Origin of the sequence: Kordiimonas sp. SCSIO 12610, assembly GCF_024398015.1 — a bacterium.
Taxonomy (GTDB): Bacteria; Pseudomonadota; Alphaproteobacteria; order Sphingomonadales; family Kordiimonadaceae; genus CANLMI01.
In genome coordinates, this window is the sequence record NZ_CP073747.1 from 1,574,168 (window position 1) to 1,596,315 (window position 22,148).

General features: G+C 46.1%; 23 protein-coding genes and 1 pseudogene. 16 read left to right on the top strand and 8 right to left on the bottom strand.

Annotated features, from left to right (window positions below):
* Positions 1 to 23 precede the first annotated feature (23 nt).
* Entirely contained in the window at positions 24 to 1,160 is a 1,137-nt protein-coding gene (locus KFF44_RS07180; protein WP_255938514.1) for a GGDEF domain-containing protein, read from the bottom strand.
* Between the two features lie 269 nt (positions 1,161 to 1,429).
* On the opposite strand from KFF44_RS07180, the gene KFF44_RS07185 reads away from it, so the two are divergent.
* From KFF44_RS07185 to KFF44_RS07200, 4 genes are all read left to right on the top strand, one after another.
* Positions 1,430 to 2,011 carry a hypothetical protein gene (locus tag KFF44_RS07185; RefSeq protein WP_255938515.1) on the top strand — a complete coding sequence of 194 codons (582 nt, stop codon included), beginning with the start codon at positions 1,430 to 1,432 and terminating at the stop codon, positions 2,009 to 2,011.
* A 210-nt stretch (positions 2,012 to 2,221) separates the two neighbouring features.
* Positions 2,222 to 3,109, top strand: a complete 888-nt coding sequence (gene dapA / locus KFF44_RS07190; protein WP_255938517.1) for a 4-hydroxy-tetrahydrodipicolinate synthase — start codon at positions 2,222 to 2,224, stop codon at positions 3,107 to 3,109.
* A gap of 19 nt (positions 3,110 to 3,128) precedes the next feature.
* Positions 3,129 to 3,623: an SsrA-binding protein SmpB gene (smpB, locus tag KFF44_RS07195; protein WP_255938521.1), complete on the top strand. Its 495-nt coding sequence runs from the start codon at positions 3,129 to 3,131 to the stop codon at positions 3,621 to 3,623.
* A 103-nt stretch (positions 3,624 to 3,726) separates the two neighbouring features.
* Positions 3,727 to 5,148 (top strand): beta-lactamase family protein, encoded by a 1,422-nt coding sequence (locus KFF44_RS07200; RefSeq protein WP_255938522.1) that lies wholly within the window; start codon positions 3,727 to 3,729, stop codon positions 5,146 to 5,148.
* A gap of 12 nt (positions 5,149 to 5,160) precedes the next feature.
* Here the strand turns inward: KFF44_RS07200 and KFF44_RS07205 are convergent, their stop codons facing one another.
* The 3 genes from KFF44_RS07205 to KFF44_RS07215 form a co-directional block, all read right to left on the bottom strand.
* Positions 5,161 to 5,955, bottom strand: a complete 795-nt coding sequence (locus KFF44_RS07205) for a cyclic nucleotide-binding domain-containing protein (RefSeq protein ID WP_255938523.1) — start codon at positions 5,953 to 5,955, stop codon at positions 5,161 to 5,163.
* A 150-nt stretch (positions 5,956 to 6,105) separates the two neighbouring features.
* The gene (locus KFF44_RS07210) at positions 6,106 to 6,768 is read right to left on the bottom strand and encodes a uracil-DNA glycosylase (RefSeq protein ID WP_255938524.1); all 663 of its coding nucleotides are present in this window, start codon (positions 6,766 to 6,768) and stop codon (positions 6,106 to 6,108) included.
* Positions 6,769 to 6,856: 88 nt separating this feature from the next.
* Positions 6,857 to 7,474 carry an NYN domain-containing protein gene (locus KFF44_RS07215; protein ID WP_255938525.1) on the bottom strand — a complete coding sequence of 206 codons (618 nt, stop codon included), beginning with the start codon at positions 7,472 to 7,474 and terminating at the stop codon, positions 6,857 to 6,859.
* A 155-nt stretch (positions 7,475 to 7,629) separates the two neighbouring features.
* Between KFF44_RS07215 and folK the strand changes: the two genes are divergently transcribed.
* The 11 genes and pseudogenes from folK (at position 7,630) to KFF44_RS07270 (ending at position 18,238) form a co-directional block, all read left to right on the top strand.
* Positions 7,630 to 8,184 (top strand): 2-amino-4-hydroxy-6-hydroxymethyldihydropteridine diphosphokinase, encoded by a 555-nt coding sequence (gene folK / locus KFF44_RS07220; RefSeq protein WP_255938526.1) that lies wholly within the window; start codon positions 7,630 to 7,632, stop codon positions 8,182 to 8,184.
* Positions 8,185 to 8,297: 113 nt separating this feature from the next.
* A pseudogene (gene rpoZ, locus KFF44_RS07225) lies at positions 8,298 to 8,540 on the top strand (DNA-directed RNA polymerase subunit omega); the annotation flags it as partial.
* Positions 8,541 to 8,752: 212 nt separating this feature from the next.
* Positions 8,753 to 10,909, top strand: coding sequence for a bifunctional (p)ppGpp synthetase/guanosine-3',5'-bis(diphosphate) 3'-pyrophosphohydrolase (locus KFF44_RS07230; RefSeq protein WP_255938527.1), 2,157 nt, complete (start codon positions 8,753 to 8,755; stop codon positions 10,907 to 10,909).
* 54 nt (positions 10,910 to 10,963) lie between these two features.
* Entirely contained in the window at positions 10,964 to 11,545 is a 582-nt protein-coding gene (gene pyrE / locus KFF44_RS07235) for an orotate phosphoribosyltransferase (protein ID WP_255938528.1), read from the top strand.
* Between the two features lie 48 nt (positions 11,546 to 11,593).
* Positions 11,594 to 12,124, top strand: a complete 531-nt coding sequence (locus KFF44_RS07240; RefSeq protein WP_255938529.1) for a DUF2062 domain-containing protein — start codon at positions 11,594 to 11,596, stop codon at positions 12,122 to 12,124.
* Positions 12,117 to 12,845 carry a pyridoxine 5'-phosphate synthase gene (locus KFF44_RS07245; protein WP_255938530.1) on the top strand — a complete coding sequence of 243 codons (729 nt, stop codon included), beginning with the start codon at positions 12,117 to 12,119 and terminating at the stop codon, positions 12,843 to 12,845. The genes KFF44_RS07240 and KFF44_RS07245 overlap by 8 nt, the downstream gene beginning before the upstream one ends.
* Positions 12,846 to 12,870: 25 nt before the next feature.
* The gene (rnc, locus tag KFF44_RS07250; protein ID WP_255938533.1) at positions 12,871 to 13,539 is read left to right on the top strand and encodes a ribonuclease III; all 669 of its coding nucleotides are present in this window, start codon (positions 12,871 to 12,873) and stop codon (positions 13,537 to 13,539) included.
* Positions 13,540 to 13,556: 17 nt separating this feature from the next.
* A complete protein-coding gene (gene era / locus KFF44_RS07255) occupies positions 13,557 to 14,474 on the top strand; it encodes a GTPase Era (protein WP_255938535.1) in 918 nt (305 codons plus the stop codon).
* Between the two features lie 55 nt (positions 14,475 to 14,529).
* Positions 14,530 to 15,276 carry a DNA repair protein RecO gene (recO, locus tag KFF44_RS07260; protein WP_255938537.1) on the top strand — a complete coding sequence of 249 codons (747 nt, stop codon included), beginning with the start codon at positions 14,530 to 14,532 and terminating at the stop codon, positions 15,274 to 15,276.
* 76 nt (positions 15,277 to 15,352) lie between these two features.
* On the top strand, positions 15,353 to 17,605 hold the full coding sequence (gene parC, locus KFF44_RS07265; RefSeq protein WP_255938538.1) for a DNA topoisomerase IV subunit A: 2,253 nt from the start codon (positions 15,353 to 15,355) through the stop codon (positions 17,603 to 17,605).
* A gap of 258 nt (positions 17,606 to 17,863) precedes the next feature.
* Entirely contained in the window at positions 17,864 to 18,238 is a 375-nt protein-coding gene (locus tag KFF44_RS07270; protein ID WP_255938539.1) for a DUF6559 family protein, read from the top strand.
* A gap of 109 nt (positions 18,239 to 18,347) precedes the next feature.
* Here the strand turns inward: KFF44_RS07270 and KFF44_RS07275 are convergent, their stop codons facing one another.
* The gene (locus KFF44_RS07275) at positions 18,348 to 18,791 is read right to left on the bottom strand and encodes a thioredoxin family protein (protein WP_255938540.1); all 444 of its coding nucleotides are present in this window, start codon (positions 18,789 to 18,791) and stop codon (positions 18,348 to 18,350) included.
* 70 nt (positions 18,792 to 18,861) lie between these two features.
* On the opposite strand from KFF44_RS07275, the gene KFF44_RS07280 reads away from it, so the two are divergent.
* Positions 18,862 to 19,449: a GNAT family N-acetyltransferase gene (locus KFF44_RS07280; protein WP_255938541.1), complete on the top strand. Its 588-nt coding sequence runs from the start codon at positions 18,862 to 18,864 to the stop codon at positions 19,447 to 19,449.
* A 109-nt stretch (positions 19,450 to 19,558) separates the two neighbouring features.
* Here KFF44_RS07280 and KFF44_RS07285 read toward each other — a convergent pair whose 3' ends face one another.
* The 3 genes from KFF44_RS07285 to KFF44_RS07295 all read right to left on the bottom strand — a co-directional run bounded on the left by KFF44_RS07285 (position 19,559) and on the right by KFF44_RS07295 (position 22,141).
* Positions 19,559 to 19,951, bottom strand: coding sequence for a VOC family protein (locus KFF44_RS07285; RefSeq protein WP_255938542.1), 393 nt, complete (start codon positions 19,949 to 19,951; stop codon positions 19,559 to 19,561).
* Positions 19,952 to 20,060: 109 nt separating this feature from the next.
* On the bottom strand, positions 20,061 to 21,641 hold the full coding sequence (locus KFF44_RS07290) for a TRAP transporter large permease subunit (protein ID WP_255938543.1): 1,581 nt from the start codon (positions 21,639 to 21,641) through the stop codon (positions 20,061 to 20,063).
* Positions 21,641 to 22,141, bottom strand: coding sequence for a TRAP transporter small permease subunit (locus KFF44_RS07295; protein ID WP_255938544.1), 501 nt, complete (start codon positions 22,139 to 22,141; stop codon positions 21,641 to 21,643). Before KFF44_RS07295 ends, KFF44_RS07290 begins: the two co-directional genes overlap by 1 nt.
* Between the last annotated feature and the right edge of the window lie 7 nt (positions 22,142 to 22,148).

Consider the following 22,148-nt stretch of genomic DNA (forward strand, 5'->3'; position numbering starts at 1 on the left):
TTTGAACTATAACAACAGCCTTATTATGCCGCTTTTATACAGTTTCTACCACTTGTTTTTGCGTCATAAAGGGCAGCGTCCGCCCGGTCCAAAGCAGACTCGATTGAAAATTCTTCATCATGAACCTTCGCAATGCCAACGCTTGTGGTAAATTTAAATGAGATATTTTCGTGGACAATGCTAAGGTTTTCGACGCTTTGCCGGATGTCTTCGGCAAGTTGTTGTGCATCTTCCTGAGTAACGCCCGGAATGAAAACAGCAAATTCTTCACCGCCCATGCGCCCAATTTGCCCTCGGGACCCAATGCTGTTTTTAACGGTTTCTGAGAATAGTCGAATTGCGGCATCACCTGCGCTGTGACCATATTGGTCATTAATTTTTTTGAAATGGTCGATATCCAGCATGATAACCCAAATTTCAAAGAGTGAACTCATATCCAGGATCGCATCACTTGCCAATTCCATAAAGTGACGACGGTTATTGAGGCCGGTTAATCCATCAGTATTTGCAAGACGGGTTAATTCAATTTGATTCTGTTCGAGCTCTGCTTTTGTCAGATATAACTGTTCTGCCATCTCGGCGGTACGAGCCGCATCTTCTTGCGTCATCGTGTCGTGAAGCGCTTTGTCCTCGTTTGCTTGCATCAAATAGGTAAGGTCATGGATATACCAGATCCTACACCCTTCCTCTGAGTGTGGGCGCGTGATACGTTCGATGAAACGACCGTCAGTAAGGCGCAGCATCTCTCTATATTGAAGCGATGGGTTTTGAAGAACGGTTTCAATAACTGCGTCTGCCGCCATGCGATCATCAAGATGGGAGTGCATAATGTCAAAGACTTCTGAAAATTCCATCCCAATGATTGATGGTGTTTCAAAAAGATTTTGAAACATTTCTTCTGCGGCATTATTTACACGCATGATCAGATGCTTGGGGCACGTTACAATGACAGCTTCTTCAAGATCATTAGAGTCGATATACCAACTTTGTGTTGATTGCCCCGTGGTACCATTTGAAACAGAAATAGGGGTGTTAGTGGCATCTTTGGAATTCGAAGATTTGAAGTTTAGAAATAAGCACGTCAAAAGAATTATAACGCCGAATGAAGCGATAATATTGGATCCAAACTCTGAAAGTACTTCTGGTGCAATAACGGGCAATAATAGCTCTGCGCCGAAACAGCAGATTGCAATTACGAGTAAACCCTGGATTATGTTATTCTTTTTGCCCAACTATTTATGCACCTTTGTTCGTTTGTGCCAACGATTTCATGTATCGGCTCAACATGAATTTTAGATGAACACATACATAAGTGTAGTCACATTTATATGATTGTTTTATTTTTATTTGGTTAACGCGAAGGGTATTTATTCGCTGCTTCGTATTGTTGTTTACTCATTAAATTTAAAATTAAATCAGGAGTAACAACATGACAGTTAGAGAAAAAATATTGGGAATATCAGTGGCAGTGTGTGCGATAATTACAGCGGGTGTAACCGCGCAAGACCCTGCACAAAAGCCAAGCAGACAAGACCGAATAAATGCAATGCGGGAGCAGATTCAAGCTACATTCCTTAAGCTTGATAGTGATAGTAATGGTGTTGTCAGTCACGATGAAATGATGCAGACATCAGCAAAACGCTTCAGTGAATTCGATGCCGATAACAATGGTTTTATTGCCTTGGATGAACTTCCAAAACTTATGCCTATATCTGATCAACAGCGTGCACGTTTTGAGAGACTTGCCAGATTTCGCGCTGACAAACCGGAGGGTGTGGAAAAGAACGAACGTATTCGTCAAAACAGGCAACCAACACGACTAAAATTTGTTGCAAGATTGGACCGTGATAATGATGAACAACTATCGCTTGATGAATTTGCAGCACCAGCAGTTAATCGATTTAAACGGCATGATGTTGACGGTAACGGTGAAGTAACGCTTGAGGAAATTGAAACATCTATCAAAAAGAGATTCCGTAAGCAGAGAAAAGCACGCCGTAACCGTGGGTGAGAATATCCTTTAATTCATAAAAATGACGACCAGAAATCGCCTGATTTCCTTGCTAATGATTTCTTTGTTACTGGCGTACCATCTACTTGCTCTTTTCTAATGAGCGGAGTAGGGTGCGCCAAATTTGTATTATCCGATTTGTAATATCAGTTGCTCTACTGATATAGGGTGCAATCTTGTTCAAAGTTAAATGCGAGAAAGAAAATCGTCATGTTTAGTGGGTCAATACCAGCCTTAATCACTCCTTTCACCGAAACCGGGGATGTTGATCATGATCAATATCAAAAGTTTGTGGATTGGCAGATTAAGGAAGGGTCACACGGTCTTGTCCCTGTTGGAACTACTGGTGAATCCCCCACGCTTTCACACGTCGAACATAACGATGTTGTTCGCTTGTGCGTGGAAGCCGCAAACGGCCGCGTACCAGTGATTGCAGGAACAGGTTCGAACTCCACGCGTGAAGCTGTAGAGTTAACCCAGCAAGCGCAAAATAACGGCGTTGATGGTGCGCTCGTGGTTAGCCCTTATTACAATAAGCCAAGTCAGGAAGGCCTCTATCAACATTTCAAAACAATCCATGACGAAAGCGATCTTCCGATTATTATCTATAATATTCCGGGCCGGTCGGTTGTAGATATTTCAGTTGAAACGATGGCGCGTATGTTTGAATTACCGCGCATCATTGGTGTTAAGGATGCGACGGGTGATCTTCAGCGCTGCGCTGACCAGCGCGCTGCAATGGGGCCTGATTTTGTTCAGTTATCCGGCGAAGACGGAACAGCGCTTGGTTTCATGGCGATGGGCGGGAGTGGCTGTATTTCTGTGACAGCGAATGTCGCTCCTAAATTATGCAGTGAGTTCCAGGAAGCTTGTATGAAAGGTGATTTTGCAGCGGCGCTTGAGTTACAGGATCGTTTGTTGCCGCTTCACAAAGCTATGTTTATGGAGCCAAGCCCAGCACCCGCAAAATATGTTGCCAATGTATTAGGGTTGGGTGTCGAGTATGTTCGCGCGCCGCTACTACCTGTAACAGATGCTTTGAAACCCGTTCTTGATGCCGCGATTGCACATGCGGGTCTTGATAAAGTGAATTTATAAAATATATCTCTAGTGGATTATGGCTGGAAAGAACAAAAACAAGAATAAAAATAAGGGCCCTGCATCACGAGTTGCTGCGGATAACCGCAAAGCACGCCATCTTTACTTTATTGAAGACGAGCATGAAGCGGGTATTGCCCTACAAGGCACAGAAGTTAAATCCCTGCGCGAAGGTAAAGCCAATATTCAGGAAGCCTATGCCGAAGAAAAAGGTGGTGAATTATGGCTGATCAACGCCTATATCCCCGAGTTTTCGCACGGTAATCGTTTCAATCATGAACCACGACGCCCCAGAAAACTGTTGATGAAGCGGCGCGAAATCAATCGATTGGGCGGAGCCGTGCAAAAAGACGGTATGACGCTGATACCACTTAAAATCCTGTTTAACGATCACGGGCGTGCCAAACTGATGCTTGGCCTTGGTAAAGGTAAGAAATTGCATGACAAACGCGAGACTGAGAAGCAAAGGGATTGGCAGCGTCAAAAGTCTCGATTGATGAAAGATTATTCTTAAGCTTCAATGGGCTATTCTTGCCTTCCTAATCGTAAATCCTATTGCATCCCTTTTAAATGTATGTGCTAGTAGCTGCGTAAATCATTTGATGGGGATAGGATTGATGTTTAGAAACACTTTGTCGTGTAAATTTATGATAGCTTTAGCGGTATTCATATCGCAATTTGCCTTACCAGCAGGATATGCCGACGATCATATTTCCAAAAAATTGAATGACTTGATCACAACCAGTTATGAGCGAGGGCTCTTTAACGGTAATATTTTGGTGGTAAAAGGGGATCAGGTCTTACTGGAAAAATCCCTTGGGTATTTTGACGGAAGTCGATCAAAATTGCTCGATGAAAATTCGGTGTTTAATTCCGGCTCTATTGCCAAGGAATTTAATGCAGTGGCAATAATGATGCTTGTGGAACAAGGGAAGATCAGCCTTGAAGATACAGTATCAAAATATTTCCCCGACCTTCCTGAATGGGTCCAGACAGTTCAAGTCAAACATTTATTAAATTATACAAGCGGTTTGCCGCGCGTTCGCTGGCGGGTTATCAAAAATCATGACGATGCATTTGCTGATTTGAAACAAGTTCAAACTCTTCCATTTGTGCCTGGCGAAGGGTATCTATATTCAAACAATAATGTGTTTCTTCAGCGAATGATTGTTGAAAAAGTGACAGGCAATTCGTTTGGAGAATTTGCTAAGGAATTTATCTTAAAACCAGCAGGGATGACGACAGCGCTTGTGGACCCGGTACTTGGTGAAGGCGATGTTCCTGTTGCCTTCAATAATGACTTTAAAAATGATCCGGATTTTGATTTGCCGATTAAAGGCTGGGTGCTTGTGACTGCCAAAGACATGGTGGCATGGTTCCGCGCTTTACACAGTCATCGTTTGGTTTCCGAGGCGTCTGTTAAAACCCTGTTTGCATCCTATTCGCCGAGGGAACTGGGTGCGCTTGGAAGAAGCGAATATAGTAATGGTGGTACCCTTCAGTATCATCAGCATCATGGTTCATCGGTGAATTATGAGGCGCTTGTTACTTACCGTGCTGCCGAAGACACAGCAATCATTTTACTGACGAATAATAAGAACAGAAAACTGTTTGAGCTCACACAGTCCATTGAAGCCATATTGGATGGGAAGGCCTATCAGGTACCCAAAAAACCAATCAATGTTGCTATTGCAGAAGGGTGTGCAGCTGACGTAAAGGCATGCCTGGCAAAATACGATGCTTTGAAAGCAAGTGATTTTGATCTGTATGATTTTGAAAACGAAAACGCATTAAACACCCTTGGTTATCAATTGCTTCGAAGCGATAACCTGGAGGCAGCGATAGAGGTTTTTAAACGAAATGTTGCTGAATTTCCGGGCTCTGCCAATCCATATGACAGCTTAGGCGAAGCCTATGTTAAGGCGCGAAATCCTGATCTTGCGCTATTCAATTATCAGAAGTCGTTAGAATTGAACCCTGATAATAAAAATGCGGTTGATATGATCAAGAAAATCAAAGAATGGGTTCAGTCGCAGTAATTGCGATTTGACCTATTCGATTGGGGTCAGGCTGGCGAGGAAGGTAACTTTACTTCGCATCCCGCCTGTGCCGATTGTGTTTTCACCGGCTTCCAAAAGCATCTCGGATTTCTTGCCGTATTTGCTGATGGTTTCACCATTAACCACGGTTCCGTTTTTGCTGCCAAGATCACGGATAACAATGTCACGGCCGCGCTTGATAAATTCAAAGTGCCGGGAGTCCAAATCTGGTGCGGTTGGTAACGGGATCATCAATGACTGGTTGGTTAAAACAGCCATTTGACCCTGTGTTCTAGTATTGCCAATGACAAAAGGGAATTCGGTTACACGCACATCAGAGAGCAATTTATCGATTACAAGCGGAGTTACCCCCGAGATAATGGGAATACCGTCATGACGCTGACGCTTTTCCTTTCGCACACGCGTAATTAGTTCGGAGTTTTTAACGAGGTCACGCTTGGGTACATAACGTTCGCGCAAGCGGCCTGATATGGTCATAAGAACGTGTTTTACCAGCGGGTCAGTGAAGCTTCTGCGGAAGGTATCGGCGTCGATGGATATTGCGCGAACTGTGGTTTTTGCACGCGCTGTTGCTGAGCGTGTAGACTTATGAAGCGCGCTTGTTTCCCCTAATAAATTTCCACGGTCTAAAATGCCAAGATGATGAAACACGCCTTGATCTTGACGTAAGATTTCAACCTCGCCGTCCGTAAGCAAATAAACGCTATCGCTTTCATCGCCTTCTTCAAAGATAGTCCGGCCTTCTTTGAATACTATTTCTGAACTGTCAAAATTTAAGGCGCTCATAGCGTTACTAACCTGGTAATCAATTATATAAATTTTTATATTGATATACCGTGTGCGATCACTGTGAAATTAAACTAATTACAGAGTTTGATAAATTCTTGTTGATCGGAAAAATTCAGAAATCCAGTCTTTATTCAGCCTTTGTTCAGCTTATGCAATTTGTGGATAGACTGCTTCTTTACAGAGGTTTAATGCATCCAGAAACATCGCTTCTGTAATTCGGTTGGTATTCACATTATAGCGGGAACAATGATAACTATCGATCAGGAACTTACCGTCCGGTAGTTCGTGAACTTTGGCGTGCCCAAACGGATAGTCCTTTAATTTAAGGCCAAAATTCCTGATCGCTGTGTCATGGGCAATTTTCCCGAGCGCAAGATAGGCCTTTAGGTTTTTCAGCGCTGAAATGCGCGAATTCAGAAATGGGCGGCAGTTATTGACTTCTTCGCCGATGGGTTTGTTTTGGGGTGGAACACAGCGAACCGCATTTGTAATCATGGTATCGATCAACTCAAAACCATCATCAGGGCGCTTGTCGTACGTACCTTTGGCGAGGCCAGCTTGCTCCAGGCAACTATATAGTAAATCCCCAGCATAATCGCCGGTGAACGGCCGGCCTGTTCGGTTTGCCCCTTTCAGACCAGGCGCCAAACCAATGATCAAAAGTCGTGCGTCATTGGGGCCAAAGCTTCCAACCGCGCCGTTGAAAAAATCAGGGAATTTCTTTTTATTTTCTTCACGAAATTCAACAAGACGAGGGCATAAATTACAATCCGCCTGCGGATCAGGTGGAAATGCTTTAGATTGTGACATAAATAGCCTCGACTATGATAGAAAGTGATCAGTTCATGGCCGCTTTTATGGCTTGTATTGGTCAAAGCGTCAAACAGAAGCTATGATTTTATGCATCCTCGTGAGCATAAAAATCATTATCTTCCTCTTCATCAGGCGGCCTATAGCTCTGCTGATTAGGGGTTGATTGACCGTCCTTTATAATGCGACCAAAGGTGTTTTCCAGTTGCATTAGGTCAATAAACTGATCGGCTTGCCGCCTTAACTCATCCGCAATCATCGAGGGTTGAGTTTTATTTGAACTAATAACACTTACTCTTACACCGCGTCTTTGGACCGCTTCGATCAGGCGGCGAAAATCACCGTCACCGGAAAAGAGAACAATATGATCGATGTTTTCAGAAATGTTCAGCATATCAACTGCAATTTCGATATCCATATTGCCTTTGATTTTTCGTCTGCCTTGGTCGTCGGTAAATTCTTTTACTGGTTTGGTCACCAGTGTAAATCCGTTGTAATCCAGCCAGTCGATAAGAGGGCGAAGAGGGGAGTATTCTTGGTCTTCCAATATTGCCGTGTAATAAAAAGCCCGGACGAGGCGACCTTGTTTTGAAAAAAAAGCCCTAAGGGCTTTATAGTCGATTTCCATACTTAAAGCGCGGGCTGTTGCATAAAGGTTCGAACCATCGATGAATAAAGCAAGCCGCTCTTCAGGGTAAAAAATCATTAACTCAATCCAATAAAAAGAATATGTACTAGCAACTGATATAAAATAGTATTGATGTATAGAGTGCTTACCACTGGTTAATTTTTGGTAAATTTGGGTTGGGATGATGCTTGTACGACCAATTCATGCATTAATTTAAAGTGTGGAATGAATATATGACTACAATTGCTGCACTGGGCGCCAATATTCCCTCAAGGGCAGGGCAGCCCATTGATACGCTTCGCAAGGCTATTACACTAATTGATGAAGCTGGCCTAAAAGTGCTGGCCGTATCAAAATTCTATGTCACAAAGCCCGTACCAGTTTCAGATCAGCCAGATTTTATTAATTGCGCAGTTTCAATTGAATGCGATTTAACGGCTAAGCAAATACTCTCCATATTCCATCGTATTGAGGCTGAACTTGGTCGCGAGCGAGGTGAACGCTGGAGCGCGAGGACGCTTGATATAGACCTGATCGCACATAAAGGACTGATACTGCCTGATCAGAAAAGTTGGAGCGAACTTGCAAACCATAAAGATGCTTCTGTTTTTATTACAGATCCGATGGTCCCTCATCCGCGTGCGCACAAGCGAATGTTCGTTATGGACCCGATTGTTGATGTGGCACCAGATTGGGTGCATCCTGTATTTCAGAAAACTGCGACTACAATTTTGAGGGAGTTGGAGAAAGGCAGTGATGAAAAGCCAGTCGTTATCGCCAATTCTTAGGCAATATTAGGCGAAAATAGCAGATTCTCGGCTTTACATGCTATAATTTGCTATGTATAAGCACCCGCTTGTAATACAGTGAAAACTGTTCAGGAATTTTGGAGAAGAATGCAATGGCTCGCGTAACCGTTGAAGATTGTGTTGATAAAGTCAATAACCGCTTTGATCTTGTATTAAGCGCTGCACAACGTGCACGTCAGATTTCATCTGGTGCACCGCTTCATGTTGATCGTGATAACGATAAAAATGCTGTTGTTGCCCTTCGTGAAATCGCGGAAGAAAAAGTCGAGCCATACGATTTGAACGAATCAATTGTTCATGGCTTACGTCAGGTAGTAGAATCCGATGAACCGGAAGAAGTTGATATGACAATTCTTATGGCTGGTATGGACGATCAGAACCCTGCAGTTTCATCAGAATAAGGCAATTAAATAGTGTCTTTTTAAAGCCTGGCAAAATTGTCAGGCTTTTTTATTATGTTTTGTCAATCTGTCGTGAATATCCCTTGATACCTGCGAGGAATTTAGCCACATATATCTAAAGATATGTTTTCGCGTAAGAGGCTTTCATGATTCGTCAATTTGAACTTGTAGACTTGGTCAGAGCTTATGACAAGAATGTCGATGAAGCCCTGTTGAACCGCGCCTATGTGTTCGCGATGAAAGCGCACGGCACGCAAAAACGGGCGTCAGGTGACCCCTATTTTTCTCATCCGCTTGAAGTGGCAGGCATTTTAACCTCTATGAAGTTGGATAGCGATACGATTGCAACGGCACTTTTGCATGATGTCGTTGAAGATACTGTTGCCACTATTCCTGAAATCGACGAGGCCTTTGGGCCAAAGATCGCTGAATTGGTTGATGGTGTTACAAAACTGTCGAAAATTGAATTGCAGACCGAAAGCGTGCGCCAAGCAGAAAACTTCCGTAAATTTTTGCTCGCGATGTCAAATGATATTCGTGTTTTGTTGGTGAAGCTCGCGGATCGTCTGCATAATATGCGAACACTTTTCCATATTAAAAAGCGTGAGAAACGCCGTCGCATTTCATTGGAAACCTTGGAAATTTACGCACCACTTGCTGAACGTCTGGGAATGAATGAACTGAAGGACGAGTTGCAACATTTGGCGTTGGAGCACTTCGACCCTGAGGCGATGGAAGCGATAACAACGCGCCTTAATTATTTGATCGAGCAAGACCCTTATCTTGAAAAAGAAACGATTGAAACACTTAGAAACCTACTGAGGGAAAATGGTGTCGATGCAGAGGTTTATGGTCGGATAAAAAAGCCTTATTCGATATGGCGTAAGATGGAGAACCGTAAAATTGAGTTTGAGCAATTGTCGGATGTTCTGGCATTTCGGATTGTGGTTCCTGAAGCTGCGGATTGTTATAAGGCGCTCGGAATTGTTCATCAGACCTATTCGGTAATTCCTGGCAGGTTTAAGGATTATATTTCGATCCCTAAGCCTAATTTCTATCGTTCTATTCATACAACGGTTATTGGCCCGAATAAGCGCCCGCTAGAAGTGCAAATCCGCACATTTGAAATGCATGACGAGGCGGATTACGGCGTGGCTGCACACTGGCAATATAAACAGGGCACCGGTGTTGAAAATGGATCTCAATATCGCTGGATGCAGGAACTTCTGGACATCAATGCGCAAAGCGATGACGCAGAAGATTTCATGGAACATTCCAAGCTTGCGATGTTCAAAGATCAAGTCTTTTGTTATACGCCTAAGGGCGAAATTGTCCCCCTTCCAAAGGGGGCAACATGTGTCGACTTTGCTTATGCCGTGCATACCGAGGTTGGGAACCGCTGTGTCGGTGCAAAGGTGAACAGCCGAATGGTTCCGTTGAGGAATAAGTTGCAAAATGGTGACCAGGTGGAAATCCTGACATCGAAAGATCAAACGCCGTCGCAGCGTTGGCAAAGTTTTGTGGTAACAGGTCGTGCTCGCTCTGCGATCAAAAGATACATCAAAAATAAAGAATATGCCGAATATAGCCAACTTGGCCGTAATTTAATCGAGCGTGCGTGTAGGCGTAATGGCTATGAATTTTCTGAGACAGTGATTGATGATGCTGCCAAGGTTATGAAGCTTGATGACGCAGAAATGCTCTATACATACCTAGGGCAGGGCGCTTTGTCTGAGGATGCTGTTTTAAGGTCTGCTTTCCCTGGTTTTCAGGAGGATAAGCGTAGTGATGCGCTACCGTTAGTGCATCAGGATGATGAAGCGATATCAGGGGATGTAATTTCTGTTTCTGGAATAAAAGAAGGTACGGCCTTTCATTTGTCATCATGTTGTTCCCCGATAAAGGGTGACAGAATAATTGGTATTAAACGCCCGGGACAAGGTGTGCAAATTCATCGGACTGAATGTCCTGAACTTGCGGCCTTTGACGAAATGCCTGAGCTTTGGGTTGATATTGGTTGGAAAACCAATGAAGACGATGATTTCTATGTTGCTTTGCTTAGCCTTGATGTTGTGAACCAACGTGGGGTTTTGGCTGAAATTGCAAGCATTGTTGCGAAAAATGGTGGTAATGTTTCCAACCTTATAATCCCGGAACGCGATCCTGAATTTTATGTCATGCATATTGACGTGGAAGTTCGCGATGACGAGCATCTAAAAACAATTATGCGAACAATGCGGATTTCAAAACTGGTTTCCCGTGTTGATCGTATTAATCGTCTTGGGGACAAAGAAACGGCTTGATGTGCATGGCTGTAACCTGTAGAGCGCTGATGCGTAACAAAGTTGGAGTGTAAAATGGATCAACAAGCTGTTCTTGATGAGTTTAGAAGTGTTGATGCCCTACTCGAAGGGCATTTTAAGCTGTCATCTGGCATGCATAGTAGCGTGTATCTTCAGTGCGCCAGGGTTTTAATGAACCCGGATCGTGCGGCACGGCTTTGTAAGGCCTTTACAGATAAACTACTTGCTACTGGCGTTGAAATTGATTTGGTAATCAGTCCAGCAATGGGCGGTGTTATCGTTGGCTATGAAGTCGCTCGTCAATTGGGTGTCGACGGCTTTTTTGTTGAGCGCGTTGACGGAGAATTCGCTATGCGCCGCGGCTTTGCTATTCCAAAAGGCGCTCGTATTCTGATGATGGAAGATGTCGTGACCACAGGCCTGTCGTCGCGCGAATGTATTAAGACAATCAATGACCTTGGCGGGAATGTAGTTGCAGCCGGTTGTTTGATTAATCGATCAGGCGGGACCGCGGATGTTGGCGTGCCTTTAACGGCGCTTGCGACCATAAAAGCGCCAATATTTGATGCCGATAATATCCCTGAGGATTTAAAAGATGTTCCAGCGGTTAAGCCAGGTAGTCGAGGATTGAAGTAACGAGTAATGCTGTTCAGGCGAAGACATAGCCAGACACGATTTAGTAAAGTGCGTGATTTTTTGTGGCCGCGCTCCGGATGGAAGCGTGCCTCCATCTATATCTGGCATCGTATCGCCCGAATTCCCGATACGTCGCACAGCATCGCTGCGGGCGTAGCATCTGGTATGGCTGTATCTTTTACGCCGTTTTTAGGACTCCATTTCATTATGGGGTTTGGTGTAGCGTGGTTGACGCGCGGCAACATGCTGGCGTCCGCTATTGGCACGGCTGTTGGTAACCCATGGACATTTCCCTTTATTTTTGCCTTAGCTGCGAAAATTGGTTCGGCTATTTTAGGCAGGGATGTGCTTTCTGACGTGCCGATTTGGTCATGGGACGCCTTATTGAGCGCGCCCTATGATTATTTGGCGTCATTTCTACCGCTTGTATTTCCGTTGATGATCGGGGGTGCCTTACTTGGTGTAATTGTCTGGCTTTTGGGATATTTTGCGCTAAAAGGTGTATTGGATAGCTACAAAAATGCGCGTGCTGAACGTGTGAAAAAGAAAAGCATGCAGGAGTATAGCCAGAATGGATAAGTTACGGCTAGGTGTGAATATTGATCATGTTGCAACGATCCGTAACGCGCGTGGAATTGCGCACCCTGATCCTATTCGTGCAGCGATGATTGCGGTTGACGCGGGCGCAGATGGAATTACGGCGCACCTCCGCGAGGACCGTCGTCATATTTCCGATGAAGACATCGCTGAATTGTCAGAAAAATTAACCGTGCCGCTTAATCTTGAAATGGCCGCCACCGAGGAAATGCTCGAGATTGCACTTCGCCATAAGCCACACGCAAGCTGTATTGTCCCTGAAAAACGCATGGAACTGACAACAGAAGGCGGTTTGGATGCGGTTGGTCAACATAATCGACTGGCGCCTTTAATCCGTGAACTAAGTGCAGCCAACATCAGGGTTAGTTTGTTTATTGACCCCGATGAAGATCAAATACGTGCAGCCGCAGACCTTCAGGCACCAGTAACAGAAATTCACACCGGACTTTACTGTGACCTTGAAGGCGCAGAACGTGCCGCAGAGTTGGAACGGATTGAAAAAGCGGTGGCACTCGGGAGTAAACTTGGGCTTGAAATGCACGCAGGTCACGGCTTAAGTTATGAAACAGTAAAACCAATAGCTGCAATTGCTGGCCTTAGAGAGCTGAATATCGGGCATTTCTTGATGGGAGAGGCTATTTTTGTTGGGCTTGATGCATCGGTTAAAGAGATGCGTCGCTTGATGGAAGAAGCAAGACAATAGATTTCTGAGTTTAAAATAGTACTTTATGACCCAAAAAATACAAAAAAAAGTTGCTGATTATACATTCAACAAAGTGAGCTTGCTTGAAGAGGCTTTAACGCATCCATCCCTTTCCGGGCGTCATAATTATCAGCGGCTTGAATTTTTGGGTGATAGGGTTCTTGGGCTTATTATATCGGATTGGCTTCTGGATTTATACCCGTCAGAGGATGAAGGCCAGTTAAACCAGCGTTTCAGTGCACTTGTTCGCCGCGAGACCTTGGCGGAAATGTCGCGCAACTTGAAAATTGTTGACCTTATTTTGCTTGCCCCTGGCGCGGAGCAGGAGGGCACTAGGGATAAGGACGCGATCCAGTGCGATGTTTGCGAGGCTGTTATCGGTGCCATTTATTTGGACGGTGGGTTTGACGCCGCAAATACATTTGTCCGCACGCACTGGAAAGAAATTGTTGGCAAGGACGTAAATGCCTTTAAGGATGCGAAAACATTGCTTCAGGAATGGTGCCAAGCGCGTAATTTACCTCTGCCCAGATATAATGTATTGTCACGCAGTGGTCCTGACCATAACCCGGTTTTTAACATGCAGGCCGAGGTGGAAGGGGTTAATAACGCGTCCGCTGAAGGGCCAGCCAAAAGGTTTGCTGAGCAGGCTGCCGCTGCTGCTTTGATGGAAAAATTAGCTGCAAACAGCTAAAAGAAAGCTATAAAAATATGACTGATCTAACTGCCGCTACAGATGATATGCGCTGTGGGTTTTATGCCATTATTGGTGCGCCGAATGCGGGCAAATCAACGCTTCTGAACTCGCTGGTTGGCGCGAAGGTTGCGATTGTGACCCACAAGGTTCAAACCACCCGCACCCGCATTACCGGAATTGGTATGTTTGAGGATACCCAGATGGTGTTTATTGACACACCGGGTATTTTTGAGCCCAAACGTCGGCTTGACCGTGCGATGGTTAGTGCAGCGTGGCAGGGCGCAGAAGACGCGGAAACAACTGTATTAATGATCGATGCGAAAAAAGGCATCACTGATGATGTGAAGCGCATCGTTGAAAGCCTTCAGGAAAATAACCATAAGGCTATTTTGGTGCTAAACAAAATTGACCTGATTAAACGGGAAACCTTGCTTGCCTTAACACAGGAATTGAATGAATCGGGTGTTTTCTCTGGAACCTTCATGATATCAGCGCTTAAGGGCAATGGTGTTCATGACCTGAAGGCCCATTTAGCGTCTTTGGCTCCTAAGGGGCCATGGATGTACCCAGAAGATCAAATCTCTGATGTTACCATGCGTAACTTGGCAGCGGAAATCACCCGTGAAAAAGTATTCCTACGCCTTCATGAAGAACTGCCGTATGCAACAACGGTTGAAACTGAAAAGTGGGAAGAGCGCAAGGATGGCTCGGTCAAGATCGAGCAGGTTATTCATGTGCTCCGCGATACCCAAAAGGGCATCGTGATTGGCAAGAGCGGTAGCATGCTCAAAACCATCGGTCAGATGGCACGCGAAGAAATGGAAGAGGCCTTTGATTGCAGGGTTCACCTGTTCCTGCATGTACGTGTTAGCGAGCGCTGGGCGGATGATCGTTCCGTGTATCAGGATATGGGCCTGGAATTTGTAGATTAGGAATTTGTAGATTAGGTGTTTACGAATTAAGCTTTCAAGAAGTTAGAGGCATATTGTGGACTGGCAGGACGAAGGAATTGTGCTATCGGCCAGTAAACTCGGCGAAAGCGATGCTGTTCTTGAGGTTTTAACGCCAAACTATGGCCGTCATCGAGGGTTTGTAAAGGGCGGCAGTGGCAAGCGTGGCCGCGCCAACCTACAGGCAGGTAACAAGCTTGCGCTTACATGGCGATCCCGCATTGAAGGCAATTTGGGGCGCTTCACTGTCGAACTTGTTCACAGTCCGCTTGGGTCACTGATGGGGGATGGGTTTCGTCTCAGTGCGCTCTCTGCCATCGTATCAGTAATTTCTGCAAGTCTACCAGAACGTGAACCCCACAGCGGCGTTTACGAGGTGCTAGAAATTTTGATTAAGCTGCTTGAAGACAGTGATGATCCACAGTATCTGGCGAGTGGGCTGGCGAGGTTAGAGCTCGGGATCTTATCAGAGCTTGGGTATGGTCTCGATCTATCCAAATGCGCAGCTACGGGTAGCCCGGATGATCTTGTTTATGTTTCCCCAAAAACAGGGAGGGCAGTATCAAGGGAGGCCGGGAAGCCATACCATGATAAGCTTCTGCCACTTCCTGAATTTATGCTTGCAAGCCAAGCCCCGGTTGACGGCAATGAAGATGTTATCAATGGCCTCACGCTCACGGGTTTTTTCATGGAACGTCATGTTTGGGGGCAGGCGAAGAACGGCCAACCAGCCGCTCGCGAGCGTTTTTTATCGACGGTTAGGCGGCGCGCTGAAGCGGATTAAAACACAAGCAAAAAATGTGGGCATTTTGCATACATAATCTATAGCCATTTCAGGATAGATCGTTATAGTCATTTTCATGACTGAACATTCCGATTTTAATGAAAATATCATCGAAGAACCGTTTGCGAATGCCTTGAGCGAACGGTACCTCGCTTACGCCCTTTCCACCATCATGTCGCGCTCTTTGCCGGATGTGCGTGATGGTATGAAACCTGTTCACAGGCGGCTTTTGTACGCCATGCGGCTTCTGAAGCTTGACCCGAATACGGGCTATAAAAAATGTGCGCGGGTTGTGGGTGATGTGATCGGTAAATACCATCCGCACGGCGACCAATCGGTTTATGATGCATTGGTGCGGTTGGCGCAGGATTTCTCGGTTCGCTTTCCGCTGGTGGACGGGCAAGGGAACTTTGGTAACGTTGACGGTGATAATGCGGCCGCGATGCGTTACACCGAAGCCCGCCTGACCGAAGTCGCCGCCAGCCTGATGGAAGGACTGGAGGAAGATGCGGTTGATTTCCTCAAAACCTATGATGGTGAAGAGGAAGAGCCGGTTGTATTTCCGGGCGCATTCCCGAACTTGCTCGCGAACGGATCAACAGGTATCGCCGTTGGTATGGCAACATCAATCCCACCCCATAATGTGGGTGAGTTGATGGATGGCCTACAGCTTCTCATTGAAGCGCGCCGTAAGCCCGATATGGACGTGTCAACCGAAGCGCTCATGAGCCGTATTCCGGGGCCGGATTTCCCAACGGGCGGTCAGATTGTTGAGCCACGCGAAAATATTATCGAAGCCTATAATACGGGCAAGGGTAGCTTCCGCCTGCGTGCAAGCTGGGAAAAGGAAGACCTACCACGCGGCCTTTATAATATTATCATCACGGAAATTCCGTATCAGGTTCAAAAATCGAAATTGATTGAGAAAATCGCCGAGCTGATTTCTGATAAGAAACTCCCGATCCTGACGGATATTCGGGACGAATCTACGGACGAAATCCGCATTGTGCTGGAGCCGAAAAACCGCTCGGTCGAGCCCGATATGTTGATGGAAAGCCTGTTTAAACTGACGGACCTTGAGGTTCGCTTCTCGCTTAATATGAATGTGATTGCGCTTGATCGCAGGCCCAAGGTTCTATCGCTGCGTGAAGTACTTGATAGTTTCCTTGATCATCAGGTTGATGTGTTACTGCGCCGCAGCCGTTTCCGCCTTGCGAAGATCGAGCGCCGCCTTGAAATCCTCTCAGGTTACCTGATTGCCTACCTTAACCTTGATGAGGTGATCCGCATTATCCGGGAAGAGGACGATGCGAAGGCAAGCCTGATGGAAACCTTCAAGCTTACGGAAGTGCAAACCGAAGCGATCCTGAATATGCGCCTGCGCGCCCTTAGGAAGCTTGAGGAAATGGAGATCAAAACCGAGCACTCTAAATTAGAGGGCGAACGCGCTGAAATCCTCGCGCTTCTGGACTCAACCGAGCTTCAGTGGATTGCGGTTGGCGATAAGCTCGCGGATATCAAAAAACGCTTTGGGCAGGATACTGACCTTGGTAAGCGCCGTACGCGCTTTGGCGACGCGCCAGTGGCAGAGGTAATCCCGCTAGAGGCGATGATTGAGAAAGAACCCATTACGGTTGTGTGCTCCAAGCGCGGTTGGATCCGTGCGCTTAAGGGGCACACAAAACCTGAAGAGACTTTGAAGTACAAAGAAGGTGACGAAGAAAAATTCCGCTTCCATGCCTATACGACCGATAAAATCTTCCTGATGGCGACAAACGGTAAAGTCTATACGCTGGGTGGGGACAAACTACCGGGCGGGCGCGGCAACGGCGAACCCGTGCGCCTGATGGTCGATATGGATAATAACGACGAGATCGTTGCCTTGCTACCGTATGAACCGGGTAAGCAACTGTTTGTCGCATCTTCGATTGGTAAGGGCTTCCGCCTGGACGCCGATAAGGCAATCGCCATGAAAAAGGGCGGGAAGCAAATTTTGAATGTATCGGGTGATGCCAGCGCAACCCACTGTATGACAGTGAACGGCGACAGCGTAGCAGTGATCGGCGAAAACCGCAAACTTTTGGTGTTTGGCCTCGACGAAGTGCCAGAGCTGAACCGAGGGAAGGGCGTTGTTTTACAGCGCTATAAGGGCTGCGGAATGGCGGATGTCACCATCTTCCACCGGGCAGATGGCTTAACATGGCCGATGGGCGGTAATTCCGATCGTTGGCGCACCGAAACCGAACTTGAACCATGGACAGGCCGCCGCGGCAACGCCGGACGCCTGCCACCAATGGGCTTCCCACGGAATAATAAATTTAGTGGGTGATGGAATGCAAAACCTAACCTTTTTCGAGCTAGTTAAACCAAGCAAGTTTACAAAGAGAATTTGGTTAGGAATATGCATCATCTGGTATGCAATGATTATCTTTGTATATTTTGCTTCTAAACATTCATATGAAGAACCATTAGTTTCTTTTGTAGTGAATGTAATATTTTTCCCATTACTCTTCGGGGTTTTCCTTTGTTTTATTCAATTCTTTTTTCGTTTGATTTACGGAGTATTTGATCAAAATAGTGGGGGATAATGATGTTTAAATGGCTGACAAAAAAATCGAGTTTAAACACTATTATTGGATTTCGTAGAGAACTTGTTCAAAGATACGGGCAAAGTTCTGTATTCACACCAGAGCAAGTCTTGGCTATATGCGATCAGCATAAGGTGCCTCAAAAATATTTGTTTTTCGCAATTGCGCTCTATTGTTCTGAAGATGACTATATCGCCTTTGCTAAGGATAAACCAAATTCGCCAGATTATGACGAAATAAGAAACAAAGTCATAGCAGATATTATGAAACGAGCAGAACCTGTTGTTACTAATAAAGTAGAACCTAAGTCATCTGCACATAACCCACAGTCTAATGAAAGTGCAGCTTCAAGCTATGGGCTTGGAGCTGATTGATAAAATATAATCGTCATTCCCAACTTGATTGGGAATCCATTTCATATCACTAGAACTCAATATCGACGGATTTCCGTTTTCATTGGAATAACGACGCAAAATTTACCCGTTATGCGTCAGGGAAATAGAAACTGACGAAATCGTTGATCTTTTCCACGCTTACGAGGCCAGCGCCTTCGGCGATATATTCACCGTCTTTAAACACCATCAGGGTGCCCGTGTAATTCAGGTTATATTTGTTACGGAACGCGATATCGCGGTCAAAATCCACGCGGATTGCGCGCACGTTAGGTGCCTTGCCAGCGTCCTCAAGTTCCTCAAACGCCTCATGCTGCTTCAGGCATGTAGGACACCACGGGGCATACACTTCCACAAGCATAGGCTCGCCCGCTGCTAGCCGTGCTTCAAATTTCGCGTGGTCATACTCTTCCCAGCCCGGCAGGATTGGGTCCGATGGGCGCAGGTTCATATATATCTGGTTACCAAAGAGCGCGATTACCATCATGACCGTGATGGTAATCGTAGCATGTGTTTTTTTGATCGACATTTTCATGGGAAAATCTATATCGCTGCGCTACCATCAACGCAAGACAAACAGATGTGATCTTATTGATTGAATGACTATGGCAACCAAACCTTCACATATTAAATTAGAGACCAAACGGCTGATTATTCGTGAGCATTCCTTTGATGATATTGATGCGGTAGAGGCCTATAGCACGCAGGAGAAATTCTGGCGATATTTGCAGGTTGGCGAACTGAAGGAAGGTGCGGGGCGTAGTTATATCGAGCGTGTGGTTGCGGAACAGAGTGCAAGGCCGCGCACCGAGTTTAATTTGGCCTTAGTATTAAAGGATACAGGCCAAGTCATCGGTAATGTGCGCCTTGGTGTCACTGACCTTGATCACGGTGAATGTATTTTGGGTTATGCACTTGCGGTCGATCAATGGGGGCATGGTTATGCGAGCGAGGGCGTGCGCGGTATATTAGATTTTGCCTTCAATACCCTCATGATGCACCGCGTTTATGCGATGGTTGACAGCGAAAATACGGCTTCTATTCATGTTCTTGAAAAGGCTGGCTTCACCCGAGAGGGTTTGCTGCGCGAAAACAAACGTGTCGGGAATACCGAGAATACACGTACTAGCTCTTATGTTTACGGTCTACTTGCTCATGAGTATAGGACCATAAGCTGTCATACCGTGGCTTGACCACGGTATCCAGTAATTTGCACGGATTTAAAAATGGACCCCGCGATCGAGTGGCATAACTGCCAGCTTCGCAAACACGGGGTGACATATTGTGCCGATTTGCTTTTGATTACTTCTGGGGTGCCATGCAGAAGGCATTACATTTATTCCCGTCGGGGTCACGGAAATAACCTGCGTAAAATCCGAATGCGGGATCGCCGCGATAGCCCGGTTCGCCTTCATCGCTACCACCGTTTTCAATCGCAAGCCTGTATATTTCATTGACCATTTCTGGTGATGATGCTGCAAATGATGTCATGCTGCCATTACCGACAGTTGCCTTTTCACCATTATAGGGTGCGGTGATGCTAAAGCTGGGGGTTGGCCCCAATTCGCGGATTCCCCATGCAATGAATTTATCAGCTTCCCATGTTCGTTCTGCCCCCATCGGTGTGAAAATGGCATCATAAAATTTACCAGATGCTTCGAGATTATTTGTGCCAACCATGCTGTATGCGATCATGTCGCTGCCTCCCTTGTTCGTTATCCGTGTGATCGTCAAGCAAACGCTATCACGCCGTGAAGAGAACGCCAACGGGGTAAAAGGGTATAGAAGCTATGCAATATTGTGGTTAAAAGAGCTGCTTTGGCAGCCATGTGACCATTTCAGGGAACAGCGCAATCATAACAAGCGCAAGAATCTGAATAATAACAAATGGAATAACACCCTTGTAAATCGCGGTGGTTGGAATGCTTTCAGGCACTACGCCCCGCAGGTAAAAGAGCGCGAAACCAAACGGCGGCGTTAGAAAACTTGTCTGAAGGTTCATTGCCATCAATACCCCGAGCCATATGGGGCCAAGGCTACCTTCCATCGCGAGGAGGGCAGGTGCAACAATCGGCACAACAACAAAAGTGATCTCGATAAAATCAAGGAAGAAGCCCAGCACGAACATCAAGAGCATCACAAGGATTAGCGCTGTGAGATAACCGCCCGGAAGGTTGGTCAGCATACTTTCAATAATTTCATCACCGCCAATGCCGCGGAACACGAGCGAGAATAGGGCAGCACCAATCAGGATTGCATAAATCATCGTCGAGATACGAACTGTCGAGGTCATCACTTCGTTTAAAATAGCTTTAGTCTTCAATAGCCATAGGGCACGCGCCAGACCAATCGCAAAAATAACAGTAAGGAGTATGGCCCCGTAATATGCAATCACGTCCGTCGTTGGTACATTTTCACGGTCAATTCGCAGATCAGCAAAGGTAGCGATCATCAGAAGGATGATCAGGCACCCAAGCGTGATCAAAACGTTCTGAAGCGATTTCGCATTTTGCCGTGCAGCCCCCAAAAGCATAGCGCCAATAGCCCCCACGCTCGCGGCCTCAGTCGGTGTTGCGATCCCGCTAAGGATAGAGCCAAGCACCGCGATAATAAGCACGAGCGGTGGCATCAAGGCCTTCAAGAGGCTGAGATAAAACCCTGTATCAAGCTGTGCCCCTTCTTCCGGCGGAATTGCGGGGCTTGCCTCAGGTTTTATGATGGCAACAAGGATTTGATAGAGAATATATAACCCAACAAGCACGAGGCCCGGAATAAGCGCACCGGCAAACAGTTCGCCTGCACTCATCGGTGTTGGGGAGAATATATTTTGTGAAAGCTGCGCCTGTTGCCATGCGGATGACATAACGTCAGCCAATAGTATCAAAACGATGGATGGCGGGATAATCTGACCAAGCGTTCCTGCCGCCGCGATCGAACCCGTTGCAAGCGAGGGTGAATAGCCGCGTTTTAGCATGGTGGGGAGTGACAATAGCCCCATTGTAACGACGGTTGCGCCCACAATGCCTGTTGATGCAGCGAGAAGGGCCCCGACGATGGAAACAGAGATGCCTAACCCCCCGCGCAGTGGACCGAACAGTTTGCCCATGTTTTCAAGAAGATCTTCCGCGACATTGGATTTCTCAAGCATAACCCCCATCGCGACGAACAATGGGATCGCGAACAAGAGCTCATTACGGATCACGTTTCCATATATACGGTCAGGCAGGAGAGTCAGGAAGCTAACATCAAGCGCACCAGTTGCAAGGCCAATCAGGCCGAATAATAATCCGGTTCCCCCAAGGGTAAACGCCACAGGAAAGCCAGAAAGCAAAAAAGCAACCAGCGTGATAAACATACTGATGGTAAGAAGCAGGCTTATGTCCATCAGTTTTGTTTCCTGACCGATTTTATGGTTTTGATAAGTTGGGAAATTGCGTGCAGGCTCAGGCTAAGCGCAAACAAAAGAAGCGTTGTTTTCAAAATATACACAAAGGGCAGGCCGCTTGCCTCCACGCTTGCTTCCTGAAAACGCCAGCTATCGACAATATAGGGTATGGACGCCCACCAAAATAGTCCGAGAAACGGGATAAGCAGGAATAGCGTTCCAAAGGTATCAACGATATTTTTCTTCTTATCCGAAAACTTGCTGTAGAACAGATCAACCCTAACATGTCCCTGATGAAGGGCTGTGTAACCCGCGCCGCCCAAAAACATCAAGGCATTTATATATTGCAGGCTTTCCTGAAGCTTTACATTGCCAATCGCAAATACATAAACCATCAAAACAATAGCAAATTGAACAAGGATTAGCAGAAGCGGAGTAAACGCCAGAACCTTGCCTGACGCCTCCAGAAACCTGTCAAATGTATCTGCTATCGTTTGCATTGTGGTA

Excerpts from the sequence above, each read along its gene's own strand:
- KFF44_RS07205 (WP_255938523.1), bottom strand. The coding sequence starts at position 5,955 with ATGAGCGCCTTAAATTTTGACAGTTCAGAAATAGTATTCAAAGAAGGC.
- KFF44_RS07285 (WP_255938542.1), bottom strand. The coding sequence starts at position 19,951 with ATGATCGCATACAGCATGGTTGGCACAAATAATCTCGAAGCATCTGGT.
- KFF44_RS07245 (WP_255938530.1), top strand. The coding sequence starts at position 12,117 with ATGGATAAGTTACGGCTAGGTGTGAATATTGATCATGTTGCAACGATC.
- KFF44_RS07200 (WP_255938522.1), top strand. The coding sequence starts at position 3,727 with ATGTTTAGAAACACTTTGTCGTGTAAATTTATGATAGCTTTAGCGGTA.
- parC (WP_255938538.1), top strand. The coding sequence starts at position 15,353 with ATGACTGAACATTCCGATTTTAATGAAAATATCATCGAAGAACCGTTT.
- KFF44_RS07275 (WP_255938540.1), bottom strand. The coding sequence starts at position 18,791 with ATGAAAATGTCGATCAAAAAAACACATGCTACGATTACCATCACGGTC.
- KFF44_RS07280 (WP_255938541.1), top strand. The coding sequence starts at position 18,862 with ATGGCAACCAAACCTTCACATATTAAATTAGAGACCAAACGGCTGATT.
- KFF44_RS07295 (WP_255938544.1), bottom strand. The coding sequence starts at position 22,141 with ATGCAAACGATAGCAGATACATTTGACAGGTTTCTGGAGGCGTCAGGC.
- KFF44_RS07270 (WP_255938539.1), top strand. The coding sequence starts at position 17,864 with ATGATGTTTAAATGGCTGACAAAAAAATCGAGTTTAAACACTATTATT.
- folK (WP_255938526.1), top strand. The coding sequence starts at position 7,630 with ATGACTACAATTGCTGCACTGGGCGCCAATATTCCCTCAAGGGCAGGG.
- KFF44_RS07290 (WP_255938543.1), bottom strand. The coding sequence starts at position 21,641 with ATGGACATAAGCCTGCTTCTTACCATCAGTATGTTTATCACGCTGGTT.
- KFF44_RS07210 (WP_255938524.1), bottom strand. The coding sequence starts at position 6,768 with ATGTCACAATCTAAAGCATTTCCACCTGATCCGCAGGCGGATTGTAAT.
- pyrE (WP_255938528.1), top strand. The coding sequence starts at position 10,964 with ATGGATCAACAAGCTGTTCTTGATGAGTTTAGAAGTGTTGATGCCCTA.
- KFF44_RS07230 (WP_255938527.1), top strand. The coding sequence starts at position 8,753 with ATGATTCGTCAATTTGAACTTGTAGACTTGGTCAGAGCTTATGACAAG.
- KFF44_RS07215 (WP_255938525.1), bottom strand. The coding sequence starts at position 7,474 with ATGATTTTTTACCCTGAAGAGCGGCTTGCTTTATTCATCGATGGTTCG.
- era (WP_255938535.1), top strand. The coding sequence starts at position 13,557 with ATGACTGATCTAACTGCCGCTACAGATGATATGCGCTGTGGGTTTTAT.
- rnc (WP_255938533.1), top strand. The coding sequence starts at position 12,871 with ATGACCCAAAAAATACAAAAAAAAGTTGCTGATTATACATTCAACAAA.
- smpB (WP_255938521.1), top strand. The coding sequence starts at position 3,129 with ATGGCTGGAAAGAACAAAAACAAGAATAAAAATAAGGGCCCTGCATCA.
- KFF44_RS07185 (WP_255938515.1), top strand. The coding sequence starts at position 1,430 with ATGACAGTTAGAGAAAAAATATTGGGAATATCAGTGGCAGTGTGTGCG.
- dapA (WP_255938517.1), top strand. The coding sequence starts at position 2,222 with ATGTTTAGTGGGTCAATACCAGCCTTAATCACTCCTTTCACCGAAACC.